13 protein-coding genes are annotated in these 17,580 nt (G+C 42.4%); 5 read left to right on the top strand and 8 right to left on the bottom strand.

The window, feature by feature from the left end; genetic code table 11:
* Positions 1-101: 101 nt before the first annotated feature.
* From IEX80_RS22855 to IEX80_RS22840, 4 genes are all read right to left on the bottom strand, one after another.
* Positions 102-3,218, bottom strand: a complete 3,117-nt coding sequence (locus IEX80_RS22855) for an AsmA family protein (protein WP_188834256.1) — start codon at positions 3,216-3,218, stop codon at positions 102-104.
* 128 nt (positions 3,219-3,346) lie between these two features.
* Positions 3,347-3,838, bottom strand: a complete 492-nt coding sequence (locus IEX80_RS22850) for a hypothetical protein (RefSeq protein ID WP_139160010.1) — start codon at positions 3,836-3,838, stop codon at positions 3,347-3,349.
* Positions 3,839-3,960: 122 nt separating this feature from the next.
* The gene (locus tag IEX80_RS22845) at positions 3,961-6,438 is read right to left on the bottom strand and encodes a glutaminase family protein (RefSeq protein ID WP_188834255.1); all 2,478 of its coding nucleotides are present in this window, start codon (positions 6,436-6,438) and stop codon (positions 3,961-3,963) included.
* 45 nt (positions 6,439-6,483) lie between these two features.
* The gene (locus IEX80_RS22840) at positions 6,484-8,196 is read right to left on the bottom strand and encodes an arylsulfatase (protein ID WP_188834254.1); all 1,713 of its coding nucleotides are present in this window, start codon (positions 8,194-8,196) and stop codon (positions 6,484-6,486) included.
* Between the two features lie 213 nt (positions 8,197-8,409).
* Between IEX80_RS22840 and IEX80_RS22835 the strand changes: the two genes are divergently transcribed.
* Positions 8,410-8,877, top strand: a complete 468-nt coding sequence (locus IEX80_RS22835; RefSeq protein ID WP_090530930.1) for a DinB family protein — start codon at positions 8,410-8,412, stop codon at positions 8,875-8,877.
* 61 nt (positions 8,878-8,938) lie between these two features.
* On the opposite strand, the gene IEX80_RS22830 is transcribed toward IEX80_RS22835, so the two are convergent.
* Positions 8,939-9,472: an OmpA family protein gene (locus IEX80_RS22830; RefSeq protein WP_090530934.1), complete on the bottom strand. Its 534-nt coding sequence runs from the start codon at positions 9,470-9,472 to the stop codon at positions 8,939-8,941.
* A 279-nt stretch (positions 9,473-9,751) separates the two neighbouring features.
* Between IEX80_RS22830 and IEX80_RS22825 the strand changes: the two genes are divergently transcribed.
* Entirely contained in the window at positions 9,752-10,933 is a 1,182-nt protein-coding gene (locus IEX80_RS22825; protein WP_176625540.1) for an alginate lyase family protein, read from the top strand.
* 364 nt (positions 10,934-11,297) lie between these two features.
* Positions 11,298-12,710 carry a glycosyl hydrolase family 18 protein gene (locus IEX80_RS22820; RefSeq protein ID WP_188834253.1) on the top strand — a complete coding sequence of 471 codons (1,413 nt, stop codon included), beginning with the start codon at positions 11,298-11,300 and terminating at the stop codon, positions 12,708-12,710.
* A 94-nt stretch (positions 12,711-12,804) separates the two neighbouring features.
* On the opposite strand, the gene IEX80_RS22815 is transcribed toward IEX80_RS22820, so the two are convergent.
* Positions 12,805-13,617 carry a DUF3108 domain-containing protein gene (locus IEX80_RS22815; RefSeq protein WP_176625544.1) on the bottom strand — a complete coding sequence of 271 codons (813 nt, stop codon included), beginning with the start codon at positions 13,615-13,617 and terminating at the stop codon, positions 12,805-12,807.
* 235 nt (positions 13,618-13,852) lie between these two features.
* On the opposite strand from IEX80_RS22815, the gene IEX80_RS22810 reads away from it, so the two are divergent.
* Both IEX80_RS22810 and IEX80_RS22805 read left to right on the top strand, forming a co-directional pair.
* Positions 13,853-14,872, top strand: coding sequence for a sensor histidine kinase (locus tag IEX80_RS22810; protein ID WP_176625546.1), 1,020 nt, complete (start codon positions 13,853-13,855; stop codon positions 14,870-14,872).
* Positions 14,869-15,576, top strand: coding sequence for a LytR/AlgR family response regulator transcription factor (locus IEX80_RS22805; RefSeq protein WP_090530952.1), 708 nt, complete (start codon positions 14,869-14,871; stop codon positions 15,574-15,576). The genes IEX80_RS22810 and IEX80_RS22805 overlap by 4 nt, the downstream gene beginning before the upstream one ends.
* Positions 15,577-15,702: 126 nt before the next feature.
* Here the strand turns inward: IEX80_RS22805 and IEX80_RS22800 are convergent, their stop codons facing one another.
* Together IEX80_RS22800 and IEX80_RS22795 are read right to left on the bottom strand one after the other, a co-directional pair.
* The gene (locus IEX80_RS22800) at positions 15,703-16,725 is read right to left on the bottom strand and encodes an asparaginase (RefSeq protein WP_090530955.1); all 1,023 of its coding nucleotides are present in this window, start codon (positions 16,723-16,725) and stop codon (positions 15,703-15,705) included.
* A 37-nt stretch (positions 16,726-16,762) separates the two neighbouring features.
* Positions 16,763-17,530, bottom strand: a complete 768-nt coding sequence (locus IEX80_RS22795) for a TatD family hydrolase (protein WP_188834252.1) — start codon at positions 17,528-17,530, stop codon at positions 16,763-16,765.
* Positions 17,531-17,580: the final 50 nt, after the last annotated feature.

Genomic DNA, 17,580 nt, shown 5'->3' with positions numbered 1-17,580 from the left:
TAGGCAAGGCAATGAAACCCCTCCCTACACCCTCCCAGGGGAGGGAATCACACAACCCGACGCTTTTATTTCTTTCAAACAAATGAGACCAGCAAGCACTTTTACTCGTCGTCCTGAGTTTCTTTCAGCTCATCCTCTTTTTTGCCTTTGCCCAAATGGATAATAGGTTTATCCTGGGTACCGGTGATAGTCATCGGGATGCCGAAGATACCGAAGGGCGGCAGCCCCAGCCTGAATTTCAGGTTCAGTTTGCCATCCAAACCCACCTGTCCTTCAAATCTCGGCCTGAAACCTGCAATCCGCATTTTGGTACGTTCTATAGTCATGATGTTATTGGCTATAGTACTTTTGATATCAACCTTTTTTACATCGCCGTGGCCAACACTGTCATGACCGGTTTGCTTGCCAACCGCACTTAATAATTTCAATCCGTATACTTTTACTTGTTTTACAGAAAGTACGCCACCGCCTTTTAATGATGGGTAAACCGGTTTCATATCGCTGTTAAGCTTACCCGCAAGCTTATAATCTAAAGATACAATACCTTGTACATGCTCGGCCGAAGTTGCCATATCATGAAATAACTTAATTTCGCGGTAGGCCCTCTGAATATCAAACTCTTTCGCGTTGATGTGATAATCAAAAAATGCTTTTTGCGGATTGATGCTGCCATAAGTGGCGTCCATCACTACAGGGGCACCTATCAGGCTGAAACCAGTTTGCTTAAGTACGATCTGCCCGTTGGTAACATTCATTGCGCCTTTTGCGTCGCTGATATCCAGTCCGTTATATTTAACTTTTTTTACATCAGCAGCAAAATTAAGATCAAGATTGGAGGGCACCAATATCACACCCGATGATTTGGTTGGTTTGGCAGATGCAGGCACACCTGCAAAAGCCATAAAATCATCGGCAATGATCAAATCGCTCTTCAAATTAAACTCACCTTTTAACGGCGAATTTGGTTGCATGGCATAGCCTATTACATTGGATAAAGCACCGTCAAGCACTACTATTGATTTACCATAGTTAGCCTTAAACTGATCAAACTTCATTTTATCCTGGTTAAAGCTGAATACGCCGTTGGTGATAAAAAATGGTTTCGGGAACAGTTCGGTAGTAAGTTTGATATTTTTTACCTTCATACTGCCCGAATTATCCAGCTTATCATAACGACCGCTGGTTGCATCGCTTTGCTTTCCTTTCAGTTTAAAGTTGGTGCTTACAAAACCATTTACATCATATCCTTTTATGGCAAATACTTTATAAATTTTACCAAGGTCAAGGCTACCTCGAGAAGTTACGTTATAATCAAGGTCGTCAAAATTGCGGAGGTTGGCCCTCAGTAAAAATGGCTGGCCTTCAAAATTGAAGGATACCGGTTTAATATCCACCTTAAGCCCTTTTAGCGAGCCGGTGTTGTTAAAAATATTTACGCTAACCTGTACATTTTGCATAGGGTGCGGATAGTATTTGGTTTGGATATATCCGTTTTTCAGGTTGATCTCCGCATTGGTAACCGGGAAGATGCGCCGGGCCGGAATATACCTGCCTTTACTTTGCAGGTTAGCATCAAAATCACCGCGGAAATCAATACTATCAACCGGGTAAAACTGCCTGATATCATCTAAATGGAATTTAGCATTCAACCCGGCATCAATCAATGCACCAGCCTTATTGCTTAATTTTAGATAGCCTTTGATGTAATTATTAAGTGCATTAATGTTCAGGTTGCGCACATCCACAGTGGCATTGGCAATGTTATGATCCGGACAAGCGGCATCCAGGTCAAAACTGATATTGTTGATAGACTGCGGCAGCTTGCTGTATTTAAAATAGCCATTTCTGAAAGTTGACCTGAGTTTAAATTGGGGAATACTGGTTATCACGGTATCGACCTTTTGCCTTAGTCCAGTTTTCCTGATGCCGGTGGTGTACTTACCTTCGGCCAGTAAATGCAAACCATATCTTCCTTTTACCTGGAATGGTTTAATGCCAAAAACCTTGTACCATTGCTCCAGGTCAATTTCGGTATTCACTTTAGCATAAATGTATGGCGATTTGATTCCCTTTAATTTCAGTACCGAACCAAAGTAGTCCTTACCAATATTGAAATAAACTGAATCAATATTAATTTTTAAACTGTCGGGGTTGAGGCCAGGCAAACTGGCATCCATATTCAGGTACAGGTTTTTAACCGGCGCGGGGGTACTTTTGTTAACGATGGAACCGTCGCGCACTTTCATGCTGATACCCAGGTTAGGCATAATATTTTTTGAGGCGATGTACTTTCCGCTCAGATCAAGCTGGATGATGCCATTACCGCTGATATCCATGTTATCAACATACTTGGCATATTCATCCGGAATGGCGGTAAAAACATCGCCAAGATCATTTTGATCACTCCTGATCTTGAAATCCATATCATAGCCATCTTTCAAAAACTCAAACCTACCCTTAAATTTAACCGGGAGCTTGTTAATAAGCAGGTCGTTTTTTTGAAATGCGAAGGCCAATGATTTGGTATTGATACTGGTAACGAGGTCGGCATTTACTTTTTTCTTGAGCACGTAGGCCTTATTGCCGTAATAAAAATCTACCGAAGCAGCATCAACATGACTATAAAGGTCAAAGATGTCTTTGCTTAAATCGCCGCTGCCTTTATAGTTAAGTTCCCGCGCGTTGATCTGCATGGGCAGTGAGCGGTCGTCATAAACCAGGTGGCTTTTGTCTATCAAAATCTGTTCAATCCCTAATGATGCGCTTGCGGTATCCGCTTTATTATCCTGTTTAGGTGGAGATGATTTGTAAACATTGTAATTGGCTTTACCGGCACTGTCAACCTGGATGTTGATCAACGCATGATCAAGATAGATCTTATTTACATTGATTTTGCTTTTAAACACCGAAGAAAGATCTATAGCCAGCGAAATTTCCTTAGCCGAAATTAGTGTATCATCCTGAAAAGGTATGCTGCCATTCAATACAAAATCATTCAGTGTAAGCGTTAACGACGGGAACTTTTTAAAGAATGATAAGCGCGTACTCGAAAACGAAAGCTTGCTGTTTACGCTGCCGGCGGCCCATTGCTTTATTTTCTGAGTCACTGTTTCGGGAAAAAGATAAGGTAACAGGAACATCAACAGCAATAAACTAACAACGGTGATGGCGCTTATTTTAAGCGTTTTAACCAATATTTTTTTTAAGGGGAGCGGCATAGAAATTATTATAGCTAACGAAGCATGAAAGTAATCATAAAACCTAATTATTAAGTATCAAATTATGATGATTGTAATGTTAGGGAAAGATGAGGGAGGGGGGTAAAAAACCGATTAACAAGCTTGATTTATCTGTGATTGTCGATATATGGTTTAACAGCAATCCCTTCTTTTTCTTTTAATTTAACTAAGAAGCCTGTTTCAAAATCAGATACCATTTGTCTAACTCCGATGCCCTCTATTCCATACCCCCCTAATTTGTAATTATTTTTATCGTGGATCCCAATTAGTTTGACTATTGTACTTCGTATGCCTTCGTTGTCTTTTTCTCCACATTTTAAATTGTATTCTATATCTGAGTTCGAATTTCTTATCTCAAGATTCATATAAATTCCATAGCCGTTTTGCTTATTTCCAGTCGTATCTGTTATTTTAAAGAGTATTTCCGAATCAGCCGCCGCATATTTTTGCATTCCCAATAAAAAGCTATTGACATTACCAAAGAATACATACTTTTTTATCGGTGGGATGGTAGAGCTTACACCAGCAACGAAATAAATACAAGTGCCGATAAATCCCATTAGGGCTAATCCTAATATAACAATTATTACTCTCCGCATTAAAATTGATTTAGTCGTTTATCTTTTGTGGTGGAGTCAGATCTAAATGTATAAAAATATACCAGAACAAAAAAAGGAGCCTGCTATGCAGACTCCTTTTCCAATTATTAAAGTTGGTGGCTTTACTTAGCCGCCAACTTATCCCTTAAAGTTTTCATATAATAACCGCCAATCACACTACGCGCCTGGAAGCCTACCATTTTACCATTGGTAGTTTCATGCCAGTCGCTTAGTGGTACGCGCGATGAAGTTTCGGTAGCAAATTTGTAAACCGGAGCAACTAAAGCGTTGAAATCAGCTCTATTATCGGCCATAGATGCAGTCCAAAGGATCCAATCGCTTTTTGTGTAGGTTTTACGGCTATCAAGCGGCAAACCAAACTCTTTTTGGTGTGCTAAATAGTATTTAAGCTCGGTATCATACACTTTTTGAGGGAATAATTTCAAACCCAACACTTTATCCCAAACCATGTTGTATTTCTGGCTCCAGGTATCTTTGCTGTCAAACACCAGGCCGTAGTGGTCGCCGGCATTGGCTTTTTCTTCCCATTTTTTGGCCATATCTTTAGCCATCGCTTTGTACTTTTTAGCGGTTGCGGCATCACCTAACATACCTGCTAATTCGCCGTAGGCGTCAATGGCTACAATAGCTTTTACCGATAAGTTGGCATTATGCGCCAGGTGACCGGCAAAATCATCAGTACACAATTGGCTACCCGGATCAAAGCCTGATTTGGCAAGGTATTCAGTCCAGATGGTTAATGTTTTCCAGTGCTTTTTAGCGTAGTTGGCATTGCCTTCAACTTTCGCTAAAGCAGCGTTAAGGATGATCATGTTGCCGCTTTCTTCAACCGGCATATCTTCACCATAAGTTTGGCCGTTTGCCAATGGGTAGGTGCCCAAATCGTGCGATGAATAAGGTTTGTTCCATTTACCGCTTTCGCTGAAATAGAAGATGCCGTTCATCATGCCTTTCAACAAATCAGGATTGTATAGCAGGTACATTGGAGCCGAAGGGTAAGTAATGTCAACCGTGTTGATTGAGCCATTGCTAAAGTTCTCTTTAGATAAGAATAACAATTCGCCCTCCGGGCTTTTAACTACCTGGTGCGCGGCAATACTTTGACGATAAGCCATTACACATAACTTAGCATATTTTTCACCACCGGCTTTAACCGCGTCGGCCCAGATCTTAGCATCTGTTTTTACACAAGTGCCCATCACTTTAGCGTAGGCTTTGGTAGCATCGCTCAGTACGCCTTCAATAGTAGCACCCGGGGTATTCCTCCACCATGGTCTTAAATTGGTTTTGAAGTATTGGATAGCATAGATGTCATCATACCCAACCGAAATAAATTTAGATACCGGCGCAGCAGTCACTTTACCAAATGGTAATACTGTGCTTAACATGAATTGTTTACCAGTAACCGTAGCTTCACCTTTTTGGGCGCCCAGGAATGATGAAACAGCATCACCTTCGGGAGTGATGTATTGTTTAGCTCCGGCGGTTGACGAAGCAACATAAACATAGCCCCAGTCAATACGCAGGTTATCACCTTTTTTCTGTAATACCGGTTGTTCCACAGTGCCGGCTTTTAACAGCTTAAGGCCGTTCTGACTGTATTTTGATACCGTAACTTCCTGTGATGGTGTATTTACAGCCAGATTGCTTGATACCCCCTGATAGATCTGAACATCATGAGCTTTCCCATCGGTTGATTTCAATTGGTAAGTGATGTATGATACCGGGGTGGTAAGTAATTTCAAATCGCCCATAACCAATGGCGAAGTGAACGTAACTTTCAGGTTTACCTCACCTGCTTTAAAGTTATATACGGTTTGGGTAGCTGTAACTTTAACGCTGGTTTGCTCAGCCAGTTTAACGGCTTCGTCATCCTTGCTCAACACTTCTTCAGCAAGACCGGCATCAATAAACGAGCCGCCACCGGTGTTTTTACAATGGATAGCCAAAACGTTTTCGCCTGCTTTCAGATTCGATTTTGCACTGGCAGGCAATGCAACAGTTTCAAAATCGCCATTAGCACCACCTTCGGCAGCAATCCGCTGGCCGTTCAGGTATACTTCGGCTTCATCATCATGATAAATTTTCAGCATTAAACGGCCTTTCGGTAATTCGGCAATATTGAATTTGCGACGAACCCAAATGTCTTTACCTCTCCATTCGGTGCCTTTGCTTGCACGTTCATCGCCAAATGGCGCAGCGCTGCTTTTCCAGGCCTGATCATTAAAGCCCGGTTTTTCCCAACCTGCTGCCGGGGCAGTTTCGGCCAGGTATTGGCTGTTGTACGATTTTTCGTCGGTAGCTGCTAAAATGGTTTTATAATTAACGGCCGATGCGCCCATAAAACGGTAGTAATTGCCATCAACCTTAATGAGGCCCAGTAACGATTGGTCTTTCCCGGTCCAGTGTTTGGTGGTTGATTCATTTAACTTATCGGTGTTTGACCAGATGCTGAAATAAGTGTTGTGCGTGATCAGCGGATAAGACGGCATCTTATCTTGTGCCAGCGCTGTTTGTGCAACAAACGATGCTGCCAGTCCGGAAACAAGCAAGTACGTTTTTTTAAAAATGCGGTTCATAAACTACGTTTTACTTTTGGTTTTAATTTATTGTTGGTTTTTTTATTATTTACTCTTATTTCCAGGCTTTGGAAAAACCTGGTGCGTATTTGCCCAGATATGCCAAAGGCTATCCAGTTGGTGCACTTTTTCCGGGTATTTCGATTTCAGATCGGCAGTTTCGGTTTTATCCCGCGACAGATCGTACAAATGCCAGGTAGTATCATTACTCAGCGATACCAGCTTCCAGTTTCCTGAACGCGCATACCTCGCGCCGAAGTGCTCGTTAAACAAATCCTCATGACCCGGAGCATATTTTCCTTTAAAGCTTGGCACCAGGCTGATACCTGTAGTCGGTGGAATGTTGTACCCCTTATATGTTTTAGGATATTTGGCCCCGGCCAGCTCAACAAAAGTGCTCATGAAATCCATCACATGGCCCACATGGTCATTAAAGCCACCTCTATTAGCAGTAATTCCCTTTGGCCAAAAGGCGATCATCGGTGTATGGATACCACCTTCATATGATTCGGCTTTCCAATATTCATACGGCGTGTTGGCTACGTTTGCCCAATGCGGCCCGATTGACGAATAAGTAGTCTCCGGGCCCGGCAAAGCTTCTTTCTTTGTGGCATAAACAATTTTCCGTCCGTCGCGGGTTTCGTTAGGGCGGTCAAAACCCGGGCCATAAGCAGCGCAGTTTTCGGCACTTGCCCCATTGTCCGACAGGAAAACGATAAGCGTGTTATCCAGCTGACCCGTTTCTTTCAGCGTTTTAACAATGCGGCCAATACCCTGGTCCATCCTGTCGATCATAGCGGCATGAACAGCCATAGCCATGGCGTCCCATTCTTTATCAGGATTGTTTTCCCATTGCAGATCACCTTTCCAGCGATCTGACAGCTTTGTTTTTGCAGGGTCGATAAGGCCAAGCTGCACCATCTTTTTGTATCTCGCTTCGCGGATTGCCTGCCAGCCCGCTTTGTAGGTGTCTTTATATTTGGCAATATCCTCTGGCTTTGCCATCAGCGGCCAGTGCGGTGCATTTTCGGCAACGTACAAAAAGAACGGCTTTAACGATTTAGCGTAGCCTTTGATATAAGCTACCGCTGTATCGTTAATAGCATCTGTATGATAGTAGTTTTTGGGGACGGTTTTAATGGGCTTAGTACCGCTAACCAAACTAAAAGGATCGTAAAAATCGACCACGCCCCAAATGGTTCCAAAAAATTTCTCGAACCCGCGGCTGGTTGGGTACTGGCTAATGGGCGAAAAATCGCCAAAATCTTTATGATGGTTTAACCAGGCCATCTGGTCCTGCGCGTTAGGCTGCCCGTTGGTGTTGGACACATGCCACTTTCCCGACATGGCGGTATGGTAACCTGCGGATTTCAAGACTTCGGCAAGGGTTACTGCATTTTCTGTGATATGACCAAGGTAACCGGGTTCGTCTTCGGCGTCGGTCATTTTGCCTATGCCTGCCTGCTGATTGTATAAGCCGGTAAGTAAAGATGCTCTTGTTGGGCAGCAACGCGATGTGTTATAGAATTGCCTGTAGCGGATACCATTTTGAGCAAGGTAATTGATGTTGGGGGTATTCACCTCACCGCCATAACAGCCCAGATCAGAAAAACCCATATCATCGGCCAGGATCACGATAATATTCGGGCGTCTCCTTGCCTGCTCAGGTTGCTTCACGACTTTAGTTTGCCACGCAACTGAAACAAGCGCTATTGCACCGGCACCAACTAAACCGGCATATAGTTTATATTTATTCATAGGTGATCAAAATACCTGCGCCAGTTCGGTTAAATTTACGTTTTAATAAAGCAGGAAGGTTAAAAAATGACCGAGGCTTTTATGCCTGAACATATAGCACTACGGACAGTTTTACACATTCCAAATTAAAGCAATCATTTTACACAAAACGGCTCAATCATTGGTAAAATCGTATCATTTTTGTGATGAATTTTTAAATTAACCGTAAGGCATATGAGCTTATATACATCACTCTCCGAAAGACTAAAAACCCAGCATCTTACCATAGAACAATTGGTTGCCTATATAAGCAACGATAAATTAATTACGCCACCGGTACCCGGCAAATGGAGCGCTTTAGATAACATAGCCCACCTGGCCCGGTACCAGAAAATATTTACAGACCGTATACACCTGATATTGAATAAAGATACGCCTGTTTTTGATCGTTACACCGGAGATCTCGATCCTGAGTTTATACCTTTCAAATCAATGGGTTTAAGAGAACTGCTGGACATGATAAATACGGACAGGACAACAATTATCGATCTGTTGTCGGGGCTTAGCGACAGCGAATTATCGTGCATTGGCGTACATCCTAAATATGGCAGGCTAACCATCTTAAAATGGGCCGAGTTTTTTGTATTACATGAGGCCCATCATTTATTCACTATTTTTCAGTTGGTTAACGGTACCGAATAATTTTATCTAACAAAAAAGGCAGCCCAATGAGCTGCCTGTGGTTTCCATTGAAAATTTTTATTTACTGTGCCAGCTTAACCTCAACACGACGGTTAAGTACACGGCCATCTTCGGTAGTGTTATCAGCTATCGGTTTGCTTTCGCCCCAGCCTTTTACAGTAAGGTTATCGCCATTAACACCGCTGTTTACCAGGTACAATTTTACAGAGTTTGCTCTATCTACAGATAACGACATGTTATGCTCGGCAGTACCTTCGGCAGAAGCATTGCCATTTAAAACGAATTTCGCCGACGGGTCTTTTTTCAGTTCTTTAACAATATGATCTAAAGTTTGGTACGAAGCAGTTTTTAACACTGCTGAGTTAAACTCAAACTGGATATTGCTGAAATTATAATCTGGTTTCTCCGGTGCAGGAGCAGGTGCCGGCGGAGGGGTTGGCGCCGGTTTTGGTGCGGGCGGAGGGGTTGCAGCTTGTTGTGTTGGCTGGGCCGGTGGCGGTGTTTGCACAACCGCTTTTTTGGTTTTGCAGGCTTGGGTAGTGATAGCTAAAACAGCTATTGCAAGAGCTAATAAAGGTGTTTTTAGAGTTTTCATATCTAATGATTTGCGTAAACATAAAAAACGTTGGCATAATGTTTATAGTGCCTAACCATAATTTTATGGCTGGATAACGCTTTTTACATACTGATGTAGATTATTTAATCAATAGTTATGCCATTTGCCTGGAGAACCTGCAAATCCTAATGAAGAATAAATGCGCTAAGCGTTTTTTACTTCAACGTTGTCGTGAAAAAACGCCTCCACCAATCCCCTACACACCAAAAACAATTATCCACTATGCTTATCTTGTCGGCACCATTATAAACCATCGCCATGAAAAAATTATTTGCTGCAATTTTAATTGCTGTTACAACCTTAACGCAATTTGCTTTTACGCCCCTACAATCAAAACCAGATAAATCTCCGGTAGAAAAAGCTGCAGAACAAACTCTCAAAAAGCAAATAATGACCGAGGCCGCCTGGGCCATGCAACAGCAGCCGGTTACAGTTACAGCGTCATCTTCACCCAGGAGTGCGGGCGGTAAACACGACTTTTTTTCGGAAGCCGATTATTTCTGGCCTGATCCCAAAAATCCCGACGGGCCTTACATCAACCGCGATGGCATGACCAACCCGGATAACTTTGTAGAACACCGCAAAGCCATGATCCGCTTTAGTAAGATCATCGGCGCCCTGGCATCGGCCTATAAAATAACCGGAGATGTAAAATATGTTAAACAGGCTGTAATCCACCTTAAAGCCTGGTTTATTGGTTCCGAAACGTTGATGAACCCAAGTCTTTGGTTCGCCCAGGCAGTTAAGGGACAGTTCACCGGCCGTAATTATGGTATCATCGATACTATTCACCTGATGGAAGTTGCGCAAGGCATTATCGTTATGGAAAAAGCCATGGACGCCGAAACTACAGCCGCTGTTAAAAAATGGTTTACCGATTATACCAACTGGCTCATGACCAGTAAACCCGGCATCCAGGAAAGGGATGTTAAAAACAACCACGCCACCTGCTGGGCTATGCAGGTAGCCTCCTTTGCCAAACTTTGCAAAAATGAAGTAGTACTCGATTCGATTCGCGTGCGATACAAAACGATATTGCTCCCCCGCCAAATGGGTACCGACGGCAGCTTCCCCTTAGAGATGGCTCGTACCAAACCCTATGGCTACTCTATTTTTAACCTCGATGCCATGACCATGCTGTGCCAGATCCTTTCAAGCCCGCAGGATAATTTATGGAACTTTGAAACACCGGATGGCAAATCCATCAAAAAAGGAATAAGTTATCTATATCCTTTCGTGGCAGATAAAAGTAAATGGACTTTAAAACCCGACGTAATGTACTGGGACAACTGGCCAATTGCGCAGCCTTTCCTGCTGTTTGGCGCTAATGCCTACCATGAAAAAGTGTGGTTAACAACCTGGCAAAAACTGGATCATAATCCTCAGGTTGAAGAAGTTATCCGAAATTTACCCATCAGGCACCCGCTCATCTGGTTTTAATCGGGTAAGCGACTTCCCCCATCAGCGCTTTTTCCTGTCTATAATAATATATAAACTGTGAGTTAAGCGTATCATCAAAATATTTTTTTGTCGGGAAGGCAAGTTTTCTCCGTATATCATCACACTACAAAAGCACTACCACGCTTGTGATCGAATCGTATTGAGGTTATTATAAGGTATTTATAATAAGATGTTTATATAATTTTACCAATACAAACATCTATTATACCTATTAACGCGCCTTTCTTGGTATTAGTATATGATATTCATAAGTATCATGAATTTGGTTAACAGGTTTGTGTTTTATTGCCCGGCTTATTTATAAACCAAATAATACATCTAAAACCATTTAACAAATTAACTTATGAGATCGAAACTTAACTCTTACCTCCTTGGCCTGATCCTGGCTGCGCTCGCAGTGCTATCATCCTGTAAAAAGGATAACATGAACCAGTTTAAAACCGGCAGCGATTCAAACACCGATAATAGCAGCAAGCTGGTTACTGTTAACAATGCCGTACCTATTGCCTCATTTAAAGTAATAGGCTACCTGCCCAGCTGGCAGGGCGATGTGAATACGGTACAATACAGCAAACTAACCCATATTAATTACGCTTTTCTTACCCCCAACAACACCGGGGGGCTAAACCCGCTCGATAACCTTTCAAAGTTCACCACCCTGGTATCAAATGCGCACAGTCATAATGTTAAAGTAATGATATCTGTTGGCGGTGGTGGCGGCGGAGATGCCTTCCATCCTATTGTAGCCAATGCCGGTTACCGTACCACTTTTGTTAATAATATGGTTAACTTTTGTAACCAGTACAATGTTGATGGCGTGGATATCGACTGGGAGTTCCCATCGGCAGGTACCGAAACCAATAACTTTTATTTATTACTGCAGGAACTATCAACTGCCATGCATAACAGCGGCAGGTTATGTACCATCGCCTCCATCTCGGTTGGGGCTACTTACGTTACCAGCAATATGTTCTCTATCCTTGATTGGATCAACATCATGGATTATGACGACAACAACTTCCAGCACTCTACCTACCAATCGGCAGTTGATTGCTTAAGCTACTGGGCCGGCCGTGGCTTACCGGTTGCCAAAACCATACTGGGCGTTCCATTTTATGCAAGAGATAACCGGTACGATTATTCGACCATGAACTATGTTGATGTTTTATCTATAGGCGGTAGCCCCAACTCAGATACCTTTCAAACTTTTGGCTATAATGGCATCCCAACCATTAAAAGCAAAACCACCTTGGCACTTAACCAGGCAGGGGGCATGATGATCTGGGATTTGGGCGGCGACGCTTCAGGTGCCAACTCCCTGCTTTCGGCCATGAACACTATTATTACCGGCGGTACTACCAATCCTCCGCCAACTCCTCCAATAGGTACAGTAATATCGCTTAAAGGCTTCAACGGCAAATATGTAAGCGGCGAAAACGGCACGCAGGCTATGACCTGCACCCGCACCACTGCCGGCGACTGGGAACATTTCACTGTTCTTGACGCAGGCAACGGCAAAATCTACCTGCGCAGCATGGGTAAATATGTATCATCAGAAAACGGCACACAAGCCATCACCTGTAACCGCACCACGCCAAGCGACTGGGAAAAATTTGACTGGATAGTTACCACCGACGGAAAAATAACGTTACGCGGCAACAACGGCAAATTCATTTCCAGCGAAAACGGAACACAGGCCATGACCTGTAACCGGGCTACCGCATCGGGCTGGGAAGCATTTGGGTTGAATCAGTAAAACTATTAACTGCTTATACCAAAGGCCGGGGCTATGATTTTAGTATCATAGCCCCGGCTGTTTTCAGAGGATTGGTATATTCTTTTAATGTATTTTACTTCGCAAACCTCGGCAGCAGGTTAGTCGCGGCACCCATCATTTTTATTTTGTAGCGATAACCCCCTCCAAAAGAATCCTCCTCTTTTAAAAACTCATGATTTTTTTTACTGATCCAGTAGGTCTCGGTAAAATGGCGGCCATTGTAATCGCTTTCGTTATATAGCTTCCAGCAATCAACTTTGTTACCATCCAATGTAGTAATTAACTCGCTGCCTGTTACTTTGTATAAAACATAAAGCGGTGCAGGGATCCCGGCCTCATAAAAGGGGATAGCAAAACTTTTGCCTTCGGCAAGCGGTAACATCTCAAAGGTTTCAATGTCTAAATTCCAATTAAAGTTGGCGAAGGTAAAATCAAGCTTAAAATTCTTAGCCTCGTTATTGGCAACGGTGTCGGCACTTATTACTTTATCGGCAGCCCAGTTAAAGGCCTTTGTTTTTTTGCCGATGGTTTCTGAATGATAAATCGGCGCGAAATCAGGTACTTTATTAACGGAATAAATGGAACGGTATGATAAGCTATCGCTGCCATACCAGTGTTGGGTTATAGTAAATACCTTTTCACCGTTACGGGTTTCGAGGTTTATATCACGCAGCCAAAGCCAAAATTTCAGGCTCCGGTTGTCCTTTGTATTTTGAAAATACACAAGGTATTGCTTTAACCCGGGTTTAAGCGCCGATGTAAGCAGGCGTTTGTCTTTTACACGGATGGTATCAGTTTGAGCAAATACTTTAGGCGTATGCGATAGCAGCAGCAACAAGCTAAGGCTTACGGCTACTAATTTTTCGGCTAATTGTTCGGTTTTCATGATAATTTGATGGTTTGATAAGGATGCATTTCTGTTAACAATTCAAAACTGCCTTTTATCAACCATCCGATGAAACCGGTTAAACCATTGCCGCGTTCTTTTTAGCCTACTACTGTATTTATTCAATAATATACCTGAAGACCAACTTATTGAACATTTAGTGCCATTTATTGAATAAATGCCGGCAACTATTTAAAACCGGCATCCACAAACAAAAAGCTTAGTAATTTTAAAAATGCAACTATTTAAAACCCGCCCTTCCATTACACAACTCCAGCTCTTGATATGGTTAGCGGTGTCGCTGTTACTGTTTTTTTCTTATCTGCCGATGGATGGAGCAGGCCAATCGGCTGTTTATACCATTGTTAACACTACGTTTTACGCAGCTATCATATATGGTAACATCCTCTTCCTGTATCCTGTATTTTACCAAAAAGAAAAATATATTTGGTATGTATTACTTGTCATCATTTTTTTAGTGGCAACGGGTGTGCTCCGGGGTTATTCAACCCTGCTTATTTATAATACCTTTTTTGCAAAAACACCAGAGCATATCAGTCAAAAAGCCATCATTAATTACGTTTCGGGCGGAGTGCTCATTTTCATTATGAGCCTGATCTTTCGCATAGCAATAGCTTATTTTAAGCTGAAGCAGCAAACGGAAGAGATTATGATTCAAAAAAGCCAGGCCGAACTAAACCTGCTTAAATCACAAGTGCAACCGCACTTTTTGTTCAATACACTTAATAATATTTATTACGAAGCTTACCGTGAGGCTCCCCGTACCGCGGCATTAATTGAGCGGCTTTCGGACATTATGCGCTATTTTGTTGATGAAAGCCCCAAGGATGATGTAGCCATCGGCACCGAAGTACAGTTTATTGAAAACTATATCGCATTAGAAAAAATCAGGATCAGGCATGAGGTGGTTGTTTTTTTTGAAAAGAATTTCAATTCGGATCTGCGCATCCCGCCTATGCTGCTCATGACTTTTGTAGAGAATATTTTTAAGCACGGCATCGACAAATCGAGCGAACAAAACCTTATTGGTATATCTTTGGTTCAGCAGGGTGATTATCTCTTTTTTAAAACCAACAATGCTATCCATACCGAAGTAGCAAGCAAACGCGCTGCCGGTTTCGGCATTGTCAACTTAACCAAAAGGCTAACCATGCTGTACGGTTCAAATTTTGACCTGAAAATTGATAAAAGTAACAACACCTTTGCCGCGTTTTTAAAGATCCCGATAGCATGAATTTAAGCTGTATCATAATTGATGACGAACCTAACGCGGTTAACCTGCTGGAGATCCTGGTGCAGCAAAGTACGCAGTGGCAGCTTAAAGCCAAATGTTATAACGCGCTTGAGGCACTGGCTTTTTTAAAAACCAATAAGGTTGATTTTATTTTCTTGGATATCAACATGCCGCAATTAACGGGCATGGAGCTGGCAGGCTTGCTTCCACCGCAAACCAAAATTGTGTTTACTACTGCCTATTCAGAATATGCTGCCGAAAGCTATACCTATCAAACTATTGATTATCTGCTGAAACCAATCACACTGAAACGCTTCCTGGCAGCCATGCAAAAGATTGAAGCGTATTTTGGCAAGTCCGAACCGGTGATGCAACAAACCCCGGTTAATGAGGGCTATTTCTTTATAAAATCGGGCAAGGTGTTACGCAGGATCCTACTGGACGAGATCTTATACTTTGAAGGCGAAAAGGAATATGTACGGCTTGTTACCAGCCAGGAACAGCTATTAATTTACCGCAGGCTCAAGGATATTGAAGAGCAGCTTTCGGCCCCCTTTGTGCGGGTACACAACTCTTATATTGTAAATACCAAACAACTGGTAAAAATTCAGGACAACCATATTTATATTGCGGATAAACACATCCCTGTAAGCGAAAAATTTAAAGATAGTTTTATGAAGCTTATTAATAGAAGGATATTTTAAATCTTACATGAACATCCTTATTAACCAATCCAGACTTACGAAGTTTCAAAAACTTCGTAAGTCTTCAAAGGCCTCGCGTTAAAATCTGTCAAATTTTCATATTCAGTACAACAGTAATCGATGAATTTACGATACCGTAATCTCGCCTCTCAAATCCGTTTCCAGCCATTCTTTTACCTGCAAGGGATCATCGCTTTGGCCCAGCAGGTACATCATTTTGGTAACAGCCGATTCAAAAGTCATGTCATAGCCGTTGGCTACGCCGATATCTTTGAGGTGTTTGCTGGTTTCGTAACGGCCGAGTTCAACCGTACCTACCTTACATTGCGAAATATCAAGGATTACCTTACCGCTGTCGATAGCGTTTTTAAGCAAATCAATAAACCAACTGTCGGTTGTGGTATTACCGGCCCCAAAGGTTTCCATTACTATACCCCGCACATCGGCGCTTAAAATGTTCTCAACCACTTTAGGGCTTATGCCCGGGTATAACTTCAATACGCCCACATCATTCACCAGGTTATTGTGTACAATTAACGAGCTTTCGTCTTCAGGCAGCCTGATATCGTTCGCACTAAAGCGTAAATGAACGCCCGATTCGGCCAATATAGGATAGTTTGGCGAGCGGAAAGCCTCAAACTTTGATGAATTATATTTAAAAGCCCTGTTACCACGGAACAGTTTATAGTCAAAATAGATACAAACCTCGGGCACGCGGGCGCGGTCATTCTTTTTAGCTTTAGCTATTTCAATAGCCGTCATCAGGTTTTCCTTTGCATCAGTACGGATGGCGCTTATCGGCAATTGCGAGCCTGTGAAAATAATGGGCTTGCCTAAGTTTTCTAACATAAAACTTAATGCCGACGCGGTATATGCCATCGTATCCGAGCCGTGCAAAATCACAAAACCATCATTATCATGATAGTTTGACTGGATCAAACCGGCCAGCTCGCTCCAGATTTCAGGGTTCATGTTTGATGAATCAATGATCTCATCAAACGAGTGTACTTTGATACGGCAGTTAAGCTTTTCAAGCTCGGGCACGTTATCCATTATCTGCTCAAAGTTGATAGGCTTGAGCACCTTTGTAACCGGATCACTCATCATACCTATTGTCCCTCCAGTATAGATGATCAAAATTTGGCTCATTAATTAAGTTTATGCTGTATATAAATATTAAACAATTTTAAATTCCGAATACAAGCCTGGAATTTTCGGTAGTGACCTCTGCCACTTTTTCAAGGCTTGTTTGGTGAAGCTCTGCTACCTTTTGGGCTATATATACCAGGTACGAGCTTTCGTTAGGTTTACCCCTGAACGGAACAGGCGTAAGGTACGGAGAATCTGTTTCTAAAACGATATGTTTAAGGTCAATTTCCGGTATTACTTTATCAAGCCCCGAGTTTTTGTAGGTAACTACCCCACCTATGCCCAGGTAAAAATTAAGGTCGATCACTTTTTGGGCTTGCTCAACAGTACCTCCAAAACAATGAAAAATACCCCGTAACTTTTCATCCGCTTCCTGCTTCAGCACCTCATATACCTCATCAAATGCATCGCGACAGTGGATCACAATGGCCAGATCAAGGCTTTTGGCCCAGTTGATCTGTTTTACAAACGCATCTACCTGTTCCTTTAAATGCGTTTTATCCCAATACAGGTCAATACCTATCTCGCCGATGGCATAGATCTTATTTTGCTGATGGGCATTCATGATGGCCGAAAGTTCTTCTTCCCAATTCTCCTTTACATCACAAGGGTGTAAGCCCAGCATCGGGTAGCAATATTGAGGATACTCCTTCGCCAAACCATAAACCAACGGAACGGAAGCCGCATCAACATTGGGTAAAAATAAACGGGTAATGTTATTATCGATACAACGCTGCATTAACGCGGCGCGTTTTTCAGGAATGGTTTCGTAGTATTGATGGGTGTGCGTGTCGGTTAAAACCATGCTGCAAAAATAAACCTTGAATACTTAATAACGAATTTATAGCGGTAAAG

Source organism: Mucilaginibacter rubeus, assembly GCF_014643835.1.
In the GTDB taxonomy this organism is placed as follows: Bacteria; Bacteroidota; Bacteroidia; order Sphingobacteriales; family Sphingobacteriaceae; genus Mucilaginibacter; species Mucilaginibacter rubeus.
The sequence above is the reverse complement of the archived record's forward strand: the minus strand, read 5'-3'. Positions and strand labels throughout refer to the sequence as shown.